The sequence below is a fragment of the Vibrio sp. genome (assembly GCF_984391705.1).
On record NZ_CFHWOM010000001.1, the window covers coordinates 278,544 to 294,351 of the forward strand.

The following is a 15,808-nucleotide window of genomic DNA, read 5'->3' on the forward strand; positions in this document are numbered from 1 at the left end:
CTACTAAATAATTACAGATAGGGGCACTTAGGGAAGGCGATCTTTTACAAAGAGGACATATCACATGGGAAATAGCTTTGCTATTACAGCCACGTTTATTGCGTATCTCGTTTTGATGCTAGCAATAGGCGTTATCGCATATTTACGAACGAAAAACTCGTCAGATTACTTCTTGGGTGGTCGTTCACTGGGGCCTTGGCCTGCTGCGCTTTCTGCAGGCGCATCGGACATGAGTGGTTGGTTATTGCTTGGTCTTCCGGGTTACGCTTACGCTGCGGGGATCGAAGCGTTTTGGCTAGCAGGTGGTCTGCTGGTAGGTACTTGGTTGAACTGGCTAATTAATGCTAAGCGCCTACGTACATATTCAATCACGACAGATGCTTTGACGCTACCGGAGTTCTTGTCACGTCGTTTCAATGATAAATCGAAGATGATTCAAGTAATTTCTGCTTTCTTCATTCTTTTATTCTTCCTTTTCTATACCAGCTCAGGCTTGGTTGCAGGTGGTAAGCTATTTGAAACAGTATTTGGTTTAGATTACACGACAGCAGTGATTATTGGCACGGTATGTGTCGTTTCTTACACGCTATTTGGTGGCTTTTTAGCGGTTTCTTGGACTGACTTAGTTCAAGGTCTTCTTATGGCTGCGGCGTTGATGATTGTACCTATTGCTGCGATGGAAGGTGGCTTTAGCGATCTTAGTGGTCAACTGGAGAGCATCAACCCAGAACTTCTAACGTTATGGGAAGATTCAAAAGGCGAGCCTTTATCTGCTATTGCTATTATTTCGTTAGTGGCTTGGGGTTTAGGCTACTTTGGCCAGCCACATATTTTGGCTCGTTTCAAAGCTTCTCGTTCGAACAAAGACCTCACCACGGCACGTCGTATCGCTGTCGTTTGGACTGCATTATCGATGGTCGGTGCAATGTTAGTTGGTGTTGTTGGATTGGTGTATGTGAATAACTCAGGTATCTCAGTCGATGATGGTGAGAAGATCTTTATGCTACTGGTGAACTCGCTATTCCACCCTGTAATCGCTGGTATCTTACTTGCAGCAATCCTAGCAGCGGTAATGAGTACTGCGGACTCTCAGTTGCTGGTTTCGTCTTCGGCACTGGCAGAAGACTTCTACAAACAAGTATTTAAACAAGACGCATCTTCAGAAGAAATCGTGATGGTTGGTCGTATCGCTGTAATCGGTATCTCGATTGTTGCTCTTGTTTTAGCGATGACTCCAGATAGCTCAGTGCTTGGACTTGTTTCTTACGCGTGGGCTGGTTTTGGTGCGGCGTTTGGTCCTGCTCTCGTATTGAGCTTGTACTGGAAACGTATGAACCGCAATGGCGCATTAGCTGGTATTTTAGTTGGCGGTATTACTATCGTTGTATGGAAACAGCTAAGCGGCGGTTGGTTTGATGTTTATGAAATCGTTCCAGGTATTATTTTCTCTGCTCTATCTATTGTGGTAGTGAGCTTGTTAACTGGAGAGCCAGATGACAAAGTGAAAGCACAATACGCTAAGTTCGAGAAGCAATTGGTTGAACTAGACTAATCGCATTTTTGTAAATAAAAGCCCCTGAAACTAAAAAGTTTCAGGGGCTTTTTGTTTTTCTGAGTAAGAATTGAACACGGCTCACAAATTGCGAACTAAAGTTTGAGCAATCGGAACCAAGGCCTTACAAATATGTCCACTATCAATAACCACATTAGATTCAGGGAGAGTTCCAATGCCACAGGTTTACTGCCATTGCTGCAACAAAATGACGGCTCATAAAGTCGTGATGAAACGTTGTGAAGAAGAGCATCAATCAATGGTAAAAAGTCTGGCTTGTTTCTTCGCGACCGTATTCCAAGGTGCACACTATATGAAAATGGAAAAGCAGTGCTTTTGCCGAGTGTGTAATACGCAAGCCGAAATTGTGGATTCTAGTGGTTTTTCTGGTGCTAAAGTAGCCTAACCCCAATGGTTGAGTGACTCACTCACCAAAAACATTGATAGTTTCGATTTGTCACTAGGTGTGAAGAGTCGGTATCGCTTATTATTGATTGAAATATATAACGAATAATAAGAGTGTTACATGGACTTAGACCGAATCGATCGAGAAATCCTACGTACCTTAAATCTTAAAGGCAGACTGCCTATCGTAGAGTTAGCTAAACAAGTTAACCTCACAACCTCTCCTTGCTCCGACCGCGTAAAACGTCTAGAAAAAGAAGGCTATATCAAAGGCTATCATGCTGAGTTGAACCCTGAAAAACTCGGTTTGGATGTGCAAGTTTTTATTCATATTCGCCTCGATCAGACGAGTTTTTCTATTTTTGATAAATTTGCTCAAGCCGTGGCGGATATGCCTGAAATCGAAGAGTGTTACTCGCTGTCCGGCGATTTTGACACCATGATTAAGGTTCGAGTTAAAGATATGAAAGCATACCAGAGTTTTATGTCGACTAAGCTGGGTACACTGCCAGGTGTTATCCAAACGCGCAGCGAAGTCGTTATTGAAGAGCATAAAACGAGCTTTGGTGTGAATGCGGATTTAATCAGTAAGCTCTAAGCTTATGATGCATGAAAAAGGGAAGCTATAGTGCTTCCCTTTTTGTTTAGTCTCTTTGGACGGACTGGCGGGTTTATGCAATAAATGATGAGACTACGCCAATGACGCCACCAAATACCCCCCCCCAAACAACTAGCCAACCAAGGTGTTCTTTGATCATTTTCTGCACCATTTCTTTGACTAATTTTGGCGTAAGTTCACTCAATCTTTGATCGATAATGTTTTCCACATTGATGCGAATTTCATCCATCATTGCGGGTGATTCAAACTGTTCTTTCAGTGCTTCTTTTATGGTCTCGCTTTGGCTCATTTCAACGATTGCTTCTTGCATTTTCTCGACAAAGGGCTGCTTTAGAGGTTGCAGAGCGTCCGTTCCACCAAACATCGCCAGCATGCCACCAAATTGAGAGTTTGCGATCACATCAACTAAAGAATCAAACGTTGGATTAAAGTCGATTTTCTCAATCACGGGCTCAAGGTTCAGTGTTTTGCCCCCAGTCATTTCCTTGTTAAGGAATTTATCGATGTTCTCTTGGGTAAAGAACTGCTCCATCATAAGGTTTTTGATGGCGGCTTTGAACTCTTCAAATCTCGCCGGGATAACGCCAGAACCATATAGTCCGGGCACTTTCTCGAATAACATATGGATGGCGAGCCAATTGGTTATGGCGCCGGAAAAAGCGAAAAGTCCCGCATAAAACGCAATCTGGTTGCCAGTTAGATGACCGCCAGCAAGAAGGGCTATTGCAATGATGTTAGTGAGTAAGCTCTTATTCATTTGATTTTTGTTGTTCGGTGGTACAAAGGAGCGAAGTATAGCTTAAACTTCGCCGAACGCTAAGTCGGTCCTATTGTGTAATCAATATTCTTGGTTGTGTTTTTGTTAAATTAATGTGATCTCCAATGGTTTGATGGATAAGGAAATTTTACATACGCAGCAACAGGGCGTAAGTTAAAAAATAGTTAACCACTTGGAGGATCTGTTATGACAGCACTGAATGGTTTTTCTCAAGCCCATATTGAGCGCCGCACAGATTGGACTACCGAGCTATTTAGTTTACGAGTAAGTGGTGCTTCAGTCCCATTTCAGGCCGGGCAGTATGTAAAGCTAGCGCTGCCTAGTGATGACGGTACTTTAATTAGCCGACCGTATTCGATTGTCAATGCCCCATTAAATAGTAGCGATATGATGGAGTTTCTTATTGTTGCTAATCCTGAAGGAGGGCTGTCTCCACGCCTACAAAACTTGAGGGAAGGGGACGCTATTTACGTTGGTAACAAAGCATACGGCGATCTCACCTTTAGCAGTATTCCCAAAACGGCTCAAAACTTGTGGCTTCTTTCAACGGGGACGGGAGTTGGTCCATTTTTATCACTACTTGATGACATGAACTTTCGCCCAGGATGCGAACGAATAATTTTAGTTCATGCTGTACGTCAGGAAAAAGACCTCGTTTATCGCTATCTCATTGAAACGCTGATTGAACAGTATGATGGTCGTTTGTCCTATCTGCCGATTGTGTCGCGTGAAAAGTTAAACTATACGCTTCACGGACGCATTCCTCAGTTACTATCAAGCCAGATGTTGCAGGAAAAGGTGGGACATGGAATAGAAGATCAAGATAGCTTCGTGATGTTATGCGGTAATCCAGCCATGATAAAAGAAACGGTCGAAGTATTGAAAAGCTTTGGTCTGGAGAAGTATCGCAGAGCGACTGGCGGTCAAATAATCTATGAAAGATATTGGTAAAAAAATCCCTGCCTAAATAGACAGGGATTGTGAGTTACTGTGTTCTATATTGCTTAAGCATTTGAGACAGCGACACGGACGTTGCGGTTAAGTTTTCAACGCCGCGAGATGATTGCTCAGCGACGGTGCGAAGTGCATTAGATTGCGTCCGGATATCCGTCAATTCGGCGGCAATATCGTTGGCAACTGCGCTTTGTTCTTCTGCAGACGTCGAAATCTGAATGCTCATTTCTGTTAGGGATTGAGCAGATTGCGCGATAGATTGAACATCCTCACCAATCGCAGTAACTAGATCACTACTCGTTTGTGCTTGCGACACTGTTTTCGAGGTAATCGAAGCGATACTTTGACTCTCAGTTTGTAGCTTCTCAATCATAGCTTGTATTTCGACTGTCGCGGATTGAGTTCGACTAGCCAGCGTTCTTACTTCATCAGCAACGACCGCAAAACCTCTTCCTTGTTCACCGGCACGAGCTGCTTCAATAGCTGCGTTTAACGCCAGTAAGTTTGTTTGTTCCGAAATTGCGTTAATGGTCGTGATGACTTCATTTATTTGCGTAGTGTTTTCGTTCAGGCTGGTAACGGAATCTTCGGTTTGAGCAATATATTGAGAAAGGGTATTGATCTCTTTAATCGCAGAAAGAACGCGATTGTAACTGCCTTCAATATGTTCGGAGTCGTTTTCTGTTTGTTGCGTCGATTGCTGAGAAATATTGGAAACTTCACGTGCAGATGCCGTCATCTGTTCCATTGCCGTTGCAACTGAGTCTAGTGACGCATACTGACTGCGCACTTGAGATTCACTTTGCTTCATATCTTGCTCGAATGAGGCGGAGGTTTCCGTCAGGGTTTGGGTGTTTAGGTTTACATTGTTCACTAAGTCACTCAGCGTATCCATCGCTTTGTCCAATGCACACCCGATGGTTCCAAATTCATCTCGACCAGGGTGAAAACCGAGGCGAGAAGTTAAGTCTCCGTCTCCAATGCGTTGGGTCGTTGTGTATAGAACCCATAAGGCACCGCCAATAAAGGTCGCAACCCAGTAGCAAAAGAGTGCAAACGGCAAAGTCCATAAATAGCTGAGTAAAAAGGTGGTTAGGGCTTGCGATTTCACACGGTCAATGGAGCTAGTTGCGTTAACTGTCAGCTGATACGCTTGTCCATTATTATTCGCTTGGTAAACGGTAATAATCCCACGATCGATGCTTGATTCTCGAAGACTCGATACGGTTGAGATCCCTGCCTGAGATGTAATGCTATCGCCATTAATCACTGATATTAGCGTGTCTAAGCGAGTTTGAGCTGCCAGAATTTCGCTTTGTTCTGCTTGGTTTATTGTTTCAATGTAGCGTCCCCCGGCGAGAAATGAAACGGTAATAAGAAATAGGCCAAGGACGACCCAGAATTTGTCATTTATCGACATCTTAATGAACAAGCGATCGATGGTTCTAAAATCAACTTCTTTCATTAGTTACTCCCTTTTGAATCCAATCAAAGCTTGGATTTATATGAGCTCATTAAAGTTATTAAATTTATCGATAAATGAGATGTATTTGTGAGATTTGTTTCAAACTATAATGTAACAGTTTGTCATACTGTTGCTCTAAATGTGACCTGGATCTTTATGTTCTGGCTGAATGTGATAGGAACTTAATTCAGCTGGTTTTCCACTGGGTGAGAATCTTAGTTATCTTTTACCTCGCTAATTCGATACTTGCTCTCTAATCTGTTCAAAAGTTAGGGTTGGGAATAGCGGTGACTAGGATGAACTTGATCGTGAATATACAGAAGAATGTTCGCAAACACGGCTTTGAAATGGCCACACGTCAAGCCTGGAAGTGTGGTATCAAAGCGAATCTGGTGAAAAGAGTCGTTGGGGTTGCTCGTGGACAAATTGTTTGCGTGGTTGAAGGTGTCCGTCCGGAGCTTTCGACGGAAATCAATAACAGTTTACATAGTGAAGAGAAGCAGGGCCGCTATGTGTTCGTTGGCGGTGTGCTTTGGGAACCCAATGACTTACTTGCTCCAGGTTTCCCTGACTTTATGTTTATGCATTTACGCAATCTTGGTTGTAAACATAAATACATGTCTGATGATGAACTTTTTGCTAATTTAGCGTGATGCCTATGGTGGCTTTGTTTTTAAAAAGTCTACTTGGGGCTGGGGCAGTAGTACTGATTGCCCTACTGTCTAGGAGTAAGAATTTTTATATCGCAGGTCTTGTGCCACTATTCCCTACGTTTGCGTTGATTGCTCATTTTATTGTTGGCACAGAGCATAGCATGGGAGAGTTACGCCAAACCGCACTTTTTGGCCTCTATTCATTACTGCCTTACGCAAGTTATCTTATTGCTGTTTACTATTTCAGTTTCCGATTCGCTCTAATACAAACGTTAACACTGGCGACGCTTGTCTGGTTAGTTGCTGCAGTTGTATTGATCGTCGTATGGACTAGCGCAATAGTGACGACATAAAGCAAAGGGCCTGACAATTGTCAGGCCCTTTCTTATAGTGGATACCAAAATAGGTGCGTTTCGGTTAGTCGCTTGGCAATGGCACCGATGACGACTAGCACAATTCCACACAGCACCATTTTATCTTGCCTACTAAGTGGTCTATAGCTATACCAAGTACGTTTGTTGTGGCGACCAAACCCTCTTAAGGTCATCGCGTTGGAAATCTCTTCTGCCCTATCAAGGCTTGAGAAAATCAGAGGCCCCAATATTTTGGCGACGTTCTGCAGGCGTTGAAATAGCGGGGTGCTCTTGGAAATGTCCAAGCCGCGTGCTTGTTGTGCGTGCATGATGTTCACGAAGTCATTTTTTACTTCAGGTAAGTAGCGCAGCGTTAAACTGACAGCGTAAGCAATTTTGTAGGGTACGCCAATGCGATTCAAGCTAGCAGCAAATTCCGTAGGGTGTGTGGTGAATACAAACACTAACGCAATTGGAAACATACTGAAGTATTTGAGAGTTACGGTTACCAAATAGAACAGGGTTTCTTGAGTCAGCGAATAGCTGCCTGGCAACTGGAGAAGCACCGTGCTACTGCCAAGAAATACTTCTCCCTGAGTGGGTGCAAGTAAAAACATAAATAGCGCATTGAGCGAAAGTACGCTCGCCGTACCAATTAATAGTGGCTTATATACCTTTAGTGGTACACGTGTCATTTTTAGCAGTGTCAGGCCAAGAACAATCAAAACCCCTATCATGCGTAGGTCAAAAGTGGTTAAGACCACGGTGATCCAGGCAATGAACAAACCAAATTTGGTGATGCCATTAAGGGCATGCAGTGGAGATTGAGTGTCAACGTAGCTGATGCCGAACTTCATCTTAGATGTTTTCATGCGACACGGTTCTCGAGTTGAATAAAGTATTGCATAAACGTATTTTTATCTTCGATTGCAAGTCTATCCGCCAAGTCATACAGGCTGGTGGTGGTCAGGTTTGCTTGATCGAGCAGCTCTGGCTGGCTGAAGACTTCCGTCATCGGGGCATCTGCGATCAGTTTGCTGTCTGATATGACGATGGAGCGTTGTGTGTACTCCAGTACCAGATGCATGTCATGAGAAATAATGACCACTGTTATACCCAGTTTTGTGTTGAGGTCTTTGATAAAGCTAAGCATGGACGTGTAGTTACGATAGTCTTGACCGGCAGTCGGTTCGTCCAAAATGAGCAGCTCTGGCTCCAAAGCAAGAATCGAAGCGATGGTTACGCGCTTTTTCTGACCGTAACTCAAGGCTTCAATTGGCCAGTTACGGTATTTACTTAAACCACAAAGATCTAAAATAGCATGTACTTTGGTTTGAATTTTATCTTCATCTAACCCTTTGTTTCTTAGCCCAAATGCTACCTCATCAAAAATCATATGGTGGGAAATCATATGATTAGGGTTCTGCATGACGACACCAATCTTCTGGCTACGTTCAAAGATAGACAGTCGCTGCAGATCTTGGCCATCTAAAATGATGCTGCCAGTATCAGGTTCTATCACTCCCATCACCAACTTAGTAATGGTGGATTTACCCGAGCCGTTTTTGCCTAAAATGGAAACAAACTCACCGCGACCTATCGAAAAGCTGACATCCTCTAGTGCGTTTTTTTCACCATCGTACGAGTAGGTTAGATTCGAAATTTCTAGCAAACAATCGTTCTGTAATGGGATAGAAGGCTGTGTTTTAGTATCGCCCCAAGACTGAAACAGCATCGCACATTGTTCAAGAGGGTAGCTGTCAAGTTGAGAGGGGATATCGCGAGCCTGAATTGACTGACCGGCTGCTTTTAGCGCAGATAGATACAAAGGTTCACGAATACCATGCTTGGCTAATAGAGGCGACGATAACAGATCATCAGGCGTCATATCCGCGATGATTTCGCCTTGCTCCATTAAGATGATGCGATCGACTGAACGGTGCAAGACGTCCTCTAACCGATGCTCAATAATGATAATGGTTTTACCAGATTCTTGATGAAGTTGATCAATGATCTCTATCGTTTTTCGACCTGTTTTGGGGTCAAGGGCTGCAAGAGGTTCATCAAACAGCAGGGTATCAACGTCGTCAACCAAAATACCCGCTAGGGATACGCGTTGCTTTTGACCTCCAGACAGGTCGTGAGGCGAACGGCCTAGCATATCCCCAAGATCAACCATCTTAGCCGTTGACTTAACGATTGGGTACATATCGACATTTGAGACAAGCTGATTTTCCATAGCGAAGGCGATATCTTCACCTACGCTAAGGCCAACAAACTGGCTGTCAGTGTCTTGGAGTACGGTACCAATTTGCTCAGTAATTTGGTGCAATTCTAACTTGGCACAGCTTTGCCCATTGAGCGACAGCTCGCCTGTAATTTCACCTTTAATTGAGTGTGGGATGAGTCCGTTTAGGCACTGTCCAAGGGTAGATTTACCACTACCACTTGGACCGATAATGACGATTTTCTCTCCTTTCTCTATCCTTAGATTGATATGTTTTAGCGTCGGTTTGTCCAGCGACTCATATCTAAAAGAGAAGTCAGAAAATTCAATTGTCATTGATGATTAAGCCTCGGTTAGGTTACGGCTTTGAGCGTTACGTTTCGCAACAGATTTAAGAATAAAGTAACCCACAACTGCGATAAGTACGGTATTACCCGCTGCAATAATGGTGAGCTGAGTAAATACTTTCGTAAAAGGTTCTGCGTAAAGAATGGTGTCTAAGAAGGCTGAGCAACCATAACCGATAACATTACCAACCAAGGCTAATAGTACAAACAGAGAAAAGTCTTTATGGTTGAAATCGCCTTTCTGCAGACGATGTTTGGTCATTGCTGGGTAGAAACCTAGAATCAAACCAACGATACCAGAGCCTAGAACCCAAGTAATCCATACTCCCCAGCCGGCAAACAAATCGGTAACCCAGTGACCAATAAAGCCAACCAAGAAGCCTACAATTGGCCCAAACAACACGGAGAACAGTGCTAAAACCGCCATTGCTGGTTTAAGAGTGGTGTTGGCAAAAACAGGAATACCAAACATAGGTAGACCGCCAATTCCGTACAGTGCAGCGCCAATTGCAATAACGACCACGGTTTTTGCAGAAAGATTCATAGATAACCCTTTGTAGTATGTTCACTTCAGTCCAGTTTTAGTACGTGTTAACTGCTGATTGAAGTGGCAATAAAATCTTTAAAGAACATAACCATAGGTGATTATTTTGATTGAATTTTGTACACCCATGAGAATAAGGCGCAGATTATACCTGCTGAGGTATCAGTTGGAAAGCTAACTATCTAGATGGCTATGGGAAGTTGTACGAATTAGTTGCCACTTGCAATGACTGTGAGAGAACAAAATACGGGCTTCAATAGAAGCCCGTTGGTTGGTGGTGGTTAGTGATCTAAATATAAGAAGTTTTGCCAACTCTTCATACGAATCAGTACTTTTCGCATGATAGATACGTGGGTGAATTTATCTGAGTAGACAGCTACTTCAACGGCTGTACCCATCGGCAGATGGTAATCGGATAAATCGTCGGTAATCTTTAGAGTGACAAATACACGGCCACTAGTGCGAAGTGCTTCTGTTCCAAGTAATGTCCCTCGGGCTTGGAACTGGCTTTCGCCAATGGCAGGAAGAACATCAATCACTTCACCTTTAAATACTTTGCCTGGCAGTGCGCGGAACAGGAATTCAGCTTCATAGCCTGGTTTAAGGCGTTGAAGTGAGTTTTGTCTAAACGCTGCGGTGTAGATTTTTTCTTCGGTGTGAACAAAAGTCATGACAGGCGCCAATGGCAAAGGTACCGCCATTACTCCAGGGCGTAATGCAAGTTGAGTTGCAAAGCCATCAGTTGGTGCGCGTACAACCGTTTGATCTAAATCGAACTCCGCTTTACGCAACTCAGCGAGGAGTCGAGCAACTGTCGTGTTTTCTCCGCCAATTTCAGAGTCCAGTGCAAGCTCGGCTTGCTCTACGCCTGCTTTTGCTGATTCAAGAGCGGCTTCAGCAGCCTTGTATGCTTGGCGACGAGTATCCAATTGCTGCTCAGTGAATGCACCTTTGTCATAGCCTCGTTGGTATCGCGAAAACTCACGTTGCGCTTTGTCCCTTTCGGCAATGGCTTTCACTTCTCCAGCTTTAGCAGCTTGAAGTTGAGATTCAAGACCTAATGCACCTTGGCTGGCTTCCTTGATTTGTGCTTTTAGCTTAGCTATTTCAGCTTCGTAAGGAATCGGATCGATTTTGAAAAGTACGTCCCCTTGTTGCAAAGGCTTGTTCGGTTCCACTGGTACTTCAATCACTTTTCCTCTTACCCCTGAAACGATCGGAGTTGATGAGAACACCTGATTACCCATTTGAGTAAATGGGTGGTTGTAGTTCATCAACAGAATCAACGTTCCGATCAGCACTACGCCACCAAGCACAGCGGTTGGGACGGTCCACTTATTTAAGGGGATATTGAATACTTTGAAGATGGTGATGCAAAGAGCGGCATACGTCAGAATTAAAAGTAAATCCATTACTGCTCCTCCTCGTGACGGTCGACATGAACGGAAGGCGCTGACCTCGTTTTGGTTTCTGCTTTCAGAGCGGTTACTTCTTTTTGTAATTGATTGACTTGGTCAATGAGGGCATCAACTCGGTGATGAATATCGTGCTGTTCAGCCTCGAGCTTTTGAAAGCCCCAGCCCCGCTCTTTACGCCACAATGTGGCCCAAATCCAAAGGAAAGGCCATATCGCGTGCAAGGTAAACAAACTAACCCAACCTGCGTAATGAATGGCATCTTGATGCGGGTGCTCGCGCTCCTTGGCTATCTCATAAGGGATATCATGGATGACAATGATACCGTAAAAGATAACCAGCGCGACAAAGACCAAAAGGCCTAGGGCGAAGTAATCTAAAAACATAACAACATCCTTGTTTTTTAACATACAAAGTTAAATCGTACGGTGGTAGAGAAATAAAGTATAGAAATAAAAACAACAAATTAGAGATTTTTTGGTTACACTTCTCAATTAACTCTTTTAACAATTACGTAGGGTGATATGGAATATCAAGGAGAGGCTGCAGCCATAGCTGCTGCAATAGTCTGGGCAGTCGCGACCTGGATTTATAGCCAGTTTAGCCATCATTTTACCGCTCTGCAGCTCAACATCGTGAAAGGAACTATTGCTTCTGCCATGATGTTGCTAGTGCTTCCATTTAACGCGTTGCCTGAACAGCCTCTGGAGTCTACTCATCTTCTCATCCTTGCGGTTTCTGGAGTTATCGGAATTGCGATAGGTGATAGTGCCTACTTTGCTTCGTTGAAAAGGATTGGAGCCAATAAAACCCTGTTACTCGAATCGCTCGCACCTCCATTGTCCGGTGTGCTGGCCTTAGTTGCCTTAGGGTCAGTGCTATCTTTACAAAGCTGGCTGGGTGTTGTTATCACGACGTTGGCAGTGACTTTTGTTATTTTCCAACCAGAAGAGTCGGCTAAACCGATCAGTTTCAGTGGGATTGTGTTCGGCTTGTTGGCGAGTGTATGTCAGGCTTCAGGCGTTGTGATCTCTCATTATGCTTTAGTTGCCGGAGATCTCCCCCCACTACTCGGTGCCTTAGTTCGTTTAGCTGTGGGTGTAATGTCAGTAGTAATGGTGATCAAATTGATAGAAAAAACACCTTTTAGCGATATTAAGTGCCACCTGAAATCATTATCTCATAACGCTTTTTTATGGTTGTTAGGGGCGATTTTTGTCGGGACATTTCTAGCGCTATGGTTACAGCAAGTAGCATTAAAACATGCCAATCCGGCTGTTGCTCAAACCTTAATTGCGACCAGCCCACTATTTATGTTGATTATCTATGTTGTTAAAGGGAAGAAAGTAACGCGCCAAAGTGTGCTAGGCACTTTGGCTGCACTTGGTGGGATTTCTCTATTTTTTATTCAGTAAGTGCGCTTACTCAGTGCAGACTTGGTTACGTCCATTTGCTTTAGCTCGGTATAGCGCCTTATCTGCGCGATAGAAGGTTCGTTGGGTGTTTTCACCTTCACGATGAAGCGTGATACCGACACTGACTGTAAGCCCTCGCTCACCCAATATATCCTGCCAGCCAAAATTGAAAATTCGTTCTCGATAAGTTTGAGCATGCATTTCTGCTTGCTCAATGGTTGAACGCTCTAGAATAACCAAGAACTCTTCTCCCCCAAAGCGAACACAGGATGCTCCTCGGAACTTGAAGTATGATGCTAGTTCGGCTGATACATTGACGATAGCTTTATCGCCCACCAAGTGACTAAGTTCATCATTTATTGACTTAAAGTGGTCGATATCAATCACCATCAAGGCGAAAGGAACGTCATGGAGCAGGAGATCTTTAAGTTTTACGTCCAGCCAGCGACGGTTATGTAGCTTGGTCAGAGGGTCTGTAAATACGTCTTGTTGTAACTGAGCCACGGTGTGCTTTTGGCTCTCCGTTGTCTCTTTCAACTCGCGGTTTTCTAGCTCTGAAAGGATCAACTTCAGTTGTAGCTCGAAACGAGAAAGGCGGCGAAGTTGGCTGGCGCCGAGCTCTCCGATAGGGATTTGCTTCATCAAGTCGCTTTCAATACGAAAAGCTCGTTTCTGATAGTCCAGAGATCGGGCATAGTCTTTTTGCTGCTCGTAGATTTCCCCAAGGGAATTACATAGCTGCAGGTTTAAAATTGGAGATGCGTACTGCTGAATCCGTTTATGCGCTGCTTCCAAAATCATGTTGGCCCAATGCGACTTTCCATACTCATTCAAACAATAAGCGAGTTCGAGACGAATCATATTGGATAGCCAAACCGAATGGATATTGCCAGAAGTGTATTGAACGTTGCCTAAACAAGCCATTGCAAGGTCGGTGCGCTTTTCTTGACGGTACAGTTTTGCTTGATACAGCAAAATTTGTCCTGCCAAAACTTTATCACTTACTAAGATACTGAGCTCTTCACACTCCTTAATTAGGTCTTGTGCAGCGGTAAATCGATTCAGTTCGATATAACAAGCAAGCATGTAAAGTTTGTAGCGTAAGCGAAGTGAGCGACTGCTAATTGCATGGTCTATACTGTCGATTTTTTGATAGTAGCGAAGAGCTCGGTTATGGTCGCCATAAGCGTCACAAAGATTACCCATTCCGAGTACTGCAAGTACATACTCATCAATAAAGCTGTTGTCTACAGCGATTGTGGACGCTGTGATGTACTCATTCAAAGCACCACTGTAATCGCCGCCTTCAACTAATCTATCGGCGAGGCTGTTTTTTACCTCCAAGATGAGCTCGGCATCTTCCGGCAGAGAAAGCAGATTAAGAGCTTCTCTTAACTCTTCAATACTGGTTAATGGTTGTTTTAACTCACTACGAAACTCAGCACTTATAATTAAGCACTGTGCTTTTTCTTGAGCAGTTGAAGCGACATGTTGACGAACATGGCTCCAAAAGATCAGTGCTTCCTCGCCAGTTACGGAAGAAGCATCTAAACCAGAGTCTGAAATTTTATTCAGTAACACTTCCATTTTGTTCTTCCTGTCGCAGGTGTTCTTCTAACTGCTCTAAAGTAAATGGGAATGAAAGGATATCTTGGAAGACTACTTTCGGAAGTGGCTTGTCGAGCCCTTTTCGATGCCAAGGGTAAATTTCAATCATTTTCGCTAGTACATGAAAGACATTAAGTGCTTCATCACCTTTATCCGCAAGTAGAAGGCCAAGTCGTTCACTACTCAGTCGAGACAGCAGGTCTTGCTTGTTGCATAGTGAATGCGCGAGTTCGGCACAGACATCCAGGTAGCCTGAATCGGAATGCTGAATCATGATGACGGCGTGGTTAGAACGCTTTAACTCGGTCTTAAACAGTACCAATTGTTCCCACCAATAAATTTCTGACACCATCTGACTGAGGTGTTTCTCAGGATCAAACTCGTGTTGCCCACGAATGCGGTTGATGAGTTTTCGAGCGCGTTGCTCTAATTGGCGTTTGGAGGCTCGTGCTTTGTCATTACTGACACGAGCTGTTTGCTCGCGCAGCATATCGGTTGAGTGCTTTCGATACTTTTTGAAAGCTTGCAGAGCAATTTTGAATTCGCCGCATTCTTCAGCGACTCGAGATTGTTGAAAGCAGATTTGTGACAGCAGCTCGCCATTATCAAACGACGTTGCAGATTGCTCCGCATTCTTCAATAACTCGGAAGCTTTTTGAGGGTTTTTACGTAACAGTTCTAACCGCGCGCGACTAATATATGAATGAGCTTTCATCCATACTAAGTCATGTTTCACGGCTAATGAATGGGCTTTGTTCGTCGCTTCTTCGGCATCTTCTAAGCGCTCTAACCCTAATAGTGCTAATCCTCGGAAGTCCCAGATTTCCGCTTGCCATGTATTGTCGTAGTGATCTTTCAAGGCTTCAGCGGCACCATCTAGGACCGATAGCATCTCAACATAATTGTTAAGAAGGTAGTGGTCCCAAGCGAGTAAGATCCGCGCCTTTCCTTCCAGCCAACTTACGCGCGCGTTGTTTGCAACTGTCACTGCCAGCTCATGGGTGGTTTTAGCCAGTTGATATTCGTTTGTAATCCGCCAAACATTACCTAGACCGATCAGGGCTTCTAGCTGAACTTCAACTTCATCGACAAGCGCTGATTGTTCTAAAGCGTTAATCCAGTACTGCTGTGCGGAGTAGTATTTCGCTTGTCCCCAATAGTGGAGAGCATGAATATGGAGAATTTCAGGGAGAAGGTCATCGGTGTCTAAGGCGCTCAGTTTGCTCTGGGCTTCCTTGATATATTTAAGCCCCTTGCGGTAGTCCATGGTATTCCACGCGCAGCGAGACATGATTACCAAGCATTGAATTTCACCTTCAGGATAGAGTATTTGAGCAGAACGAAAGGCGCACTGCTCCGCGATAGCTCTCACTTTATCAGGTTCGGATTCAATCCGAGCCTTTAGTTGATCTATCTCTATCTCTAATAGTCTTTGGCTTTTATCCAATGAATCAATCCCTTACCGCGTGTAGA

At 44.0% G+C, this 15,808-nt stretch carries 16 protein-coding genes; 7 read left to right on the top strand and 9 right to left on the bottom strand.

Annotation, left to right across the window (positions count from 1 at the left end; translation table 11 throughout):
• Positions 1-64 precede the first annotated feature (64 nt).
• From putP to AC4MRV_RS01335, 3 genes are all read left to right on the top strand, one after another.
• Complete coding sequence (gene putP / locus AC4MRV_RS01325) at positions 65-1,552, top strand: sodium/proline symporter PutP (RefSeq protein WP_491185614.1); 1,488 nt, start codon at positions 65-67, stop codon at positions 1,550-1,552.
• 175 nt (positions 1,553-1,727) lie between these two features.
• Positions 1,728-1,958, top strand: coding sequence for a hypothetical protein (locus AC4MRV_RS01330; RefSeq protein ID WP_491185615.1), 231 nt, complete (start codon positions 1,728-1,730; stop codon positions 1,956-1,958).
• Positions 1,959-2,078: 120 nt separating this feature from the next.
• A complete protein-coding gene (locus AC4MRV_RS01335; protein WP_491185616.1) occupies positions 2,079-2,555 on the top strand; it encodes an Lrp/AsnC family transcriptional regulator in 477 nt (158 codons plus the stop codon).
• 73 nt (positions 2,556-2,628) lie between these two features.
• Here AC4MRV_RS01335 and AC4MRV_RS01340 read toward each other — a convergent pair whose 3' ends face one another.
• A complete protein-coding gene (locus AC4MRV_RS01340) occupies positions 2,629-3,333 on the bottom strand; it encodes a DUF445 domain-containing protein (protein ID WP_491185617.1) in 705 nt (234 codons plus the stop codon).
• Between the two features lie 207 nt (positions 3,334-3,540).
• Between AC4MRV_RS01340 and AC4MRV_RS01345 the strand changes: the two genes are divergently transcribed.
• A complete protein-coding gene (locus tag AC4MRV_RS01345; RefSeq protein ID WP_491185618.1) occupies positions 3,541-4,305 on the top strand; it encodes a ferredoxin--NADP reductase in 765 nt (254 codons plus the stop codon).
• A gap of 34 nt (positions 4,306-4,339) precedes the next feature.
• On the opposite strand, the gene AC4MRV_RS01350 is transcribed toward AC4MRV_RS01345, so the two are convergent.
• The gene (locus AC4MRV_RS01350) at positions 4,340-5,773 is read right to left on the bottom strand and encodes a methyl-accepting chemotaxis protein (RefSeq protein ID WP_491185619.1); all 1,434 of its coding nucleotides are present in this window, start codon (positions 5,771-5,773) and stop codon (positions 4,340-4,342) included.
• A 296-nt stretch (positions 5,774-6,069) separates the two neighbouring features.
• Here AC4MRV_RS01350 and AC4MRV_RS01355 point away from each other — a divergent pair, with 296 nt between their 5' ends.
• Both AC4MRV_RS01355 and AC4MRV_RS01360 read left to right on the top strand, forming a co-directional pair.
• Positions 6,070-6,426 (top strand): acyl-CoA synthetase, encoded by a 357-nt coding sequence (locus AC4MRV_RS01355; protein ID WP_491185620.1) that lies wholly within the window; start codon positions 6,070-6,072, stop codon positions 6,424-6,426.
• A gap of 5 nt (positions 6,427-6,431) precedes the next feature.
• A complete protein-coding gene (locus AC4MRV_RS01360; RefSeq protein ID WP_491185621.1) occupies positions 6,432-6,779 on the top strand; it encodes a GlpM family protein in 348 nt (115 codons plus the stop codon).
• Between the two features lie 32 nt (positions 6,780-6,811).
• Here AC4MRV_RS01360 and AC4MRV_RS01365 read toward each other — a convergent pair whose 3' ends face one another.
• The 5 genes from AC4MRV_RS01365 to AC4MRV_RS01385 all read right to left on the bottom strand — a co-directional run bounded on the left by AC4MRV_RS01365 (position 6,812) and on the right by AC4MRV_RS01385 (position 11,698).
• Positions 6,812-7,651: an energy-coupling factor transporter transmembrane component T family protein gene (locus AC4MRV_RS01365; RefSeq protein WP_491185622.1), complete on the bottom strand. Its 840-nt coding sequence runs from the start codon at positions 7,649-7,651 to the stop codon at positions 6,812-6,814.
• The gene (locus AC4MRV_RS01370) at positions 7,648-9,342 is read right to left on the bottom strand and encodes an ABC transporter ATP-binding protein (protein ID WP_491185623.1); all 1,695 of its coding nucleotides are present in this window, start codon (positions 9,340-9,342) and stop codon (positions 7,648-7,650) included. The genes AC4MRV_RS01365 and AC4MRV_RS01370 overlap by 4 nt, the downstream gene beginning before the upstream one ends.
• Positions 9,343-9,348: 6 nt before the next feature.
• A complete protein-coding gene (locus AC4MRV_RS01375; protein ID WP_491185624.1) occupies positions 9,349-9,897 on the bottom strand; it encodes an ECF-type riboflavin transporter substrate-binding protein in 549 nt (182 codons plus the stop codon).
• Positions 9,898-10,178: 281 nt separating this feature from the next.
• Complete coding sequence (locus AC4MRV_RS01380) at positions 10,179-11,309, bottom strand: HlyD family secretion protein (RefSeq protein WP_491185625.1); 1,131 nt, start codon at positions 11,307-11,309, stop codon at positions 10,179-10,181.
• Positions 11,309-11,698 carry a DUF3302 domain-containing protein gene (locus AC4MRV_RS01385; RefSeq protein ID WP_491185626.1) on the bottom strand — a complete coding sequence of 130 codons (390 nt, stop codon included), beginning with the start codon at positions 11,696-11,698 and terminating at the stop codon, positions 11,309-11,311. Before AC4MRV_RS01385 ends, AC4MRV_RS01380 begins: the two co-directional genes overlap by 1 nt.
• A 138-nt stretch (positions 11,699-11,836) precedes the next feature.
• Here AC4MRV_RS01385 and AC4MRV_RS01390 point away from each other — a divergent pair, with 138 nt between their 5' ends.
• Positions 11,837-12,727, top strand: coding sequence for a DMT family transporter (locus AC4MRV_RS01390; RefSeq protein ID WP_491185627.1), 891 nt, complete (start codon positions 11,837-11,839; stop codon positions 12,725-12,727).
• A 6-nt stretch (positions 12,728-12,733) separates the two neighbouring features.
• Here the strand turns inward: AC4MRV_RS01390 and AC4MRV_RS01395 are convergent, their stop codons facing one another.
• Together AC4MRV_RS01395 and AC4MRV_RS01400 are read right to left on the bottom strand one after the other, a co-directional pair.
• Positions 12,734-14,314, bottom strand: coding sequence for a diguanylate cyclase domain-containing protein (locus AC4MRV_RS01395; RefSeq protein WP_491185628.1), 1,581 nt, complete (start codon positions 14,312-14,314; stop codon positions 12,734-12,736).
• Entirely contained in the window at positions 14,295-15,782 is a 1,488-nt protein-coding gene (locus AC4MRV_RS01400) for a hypothetical protein (RefSeq protein ID WP_491185629.1), read from the bottom strand. The genes AC4MRV_RS01395 and AC4MRV_RS01400 overlap by 20 nt, the downstream gene beginning before the upstream one ends.
• Positions 15,783-15,808: the final 26 nt, after the last annotated feature.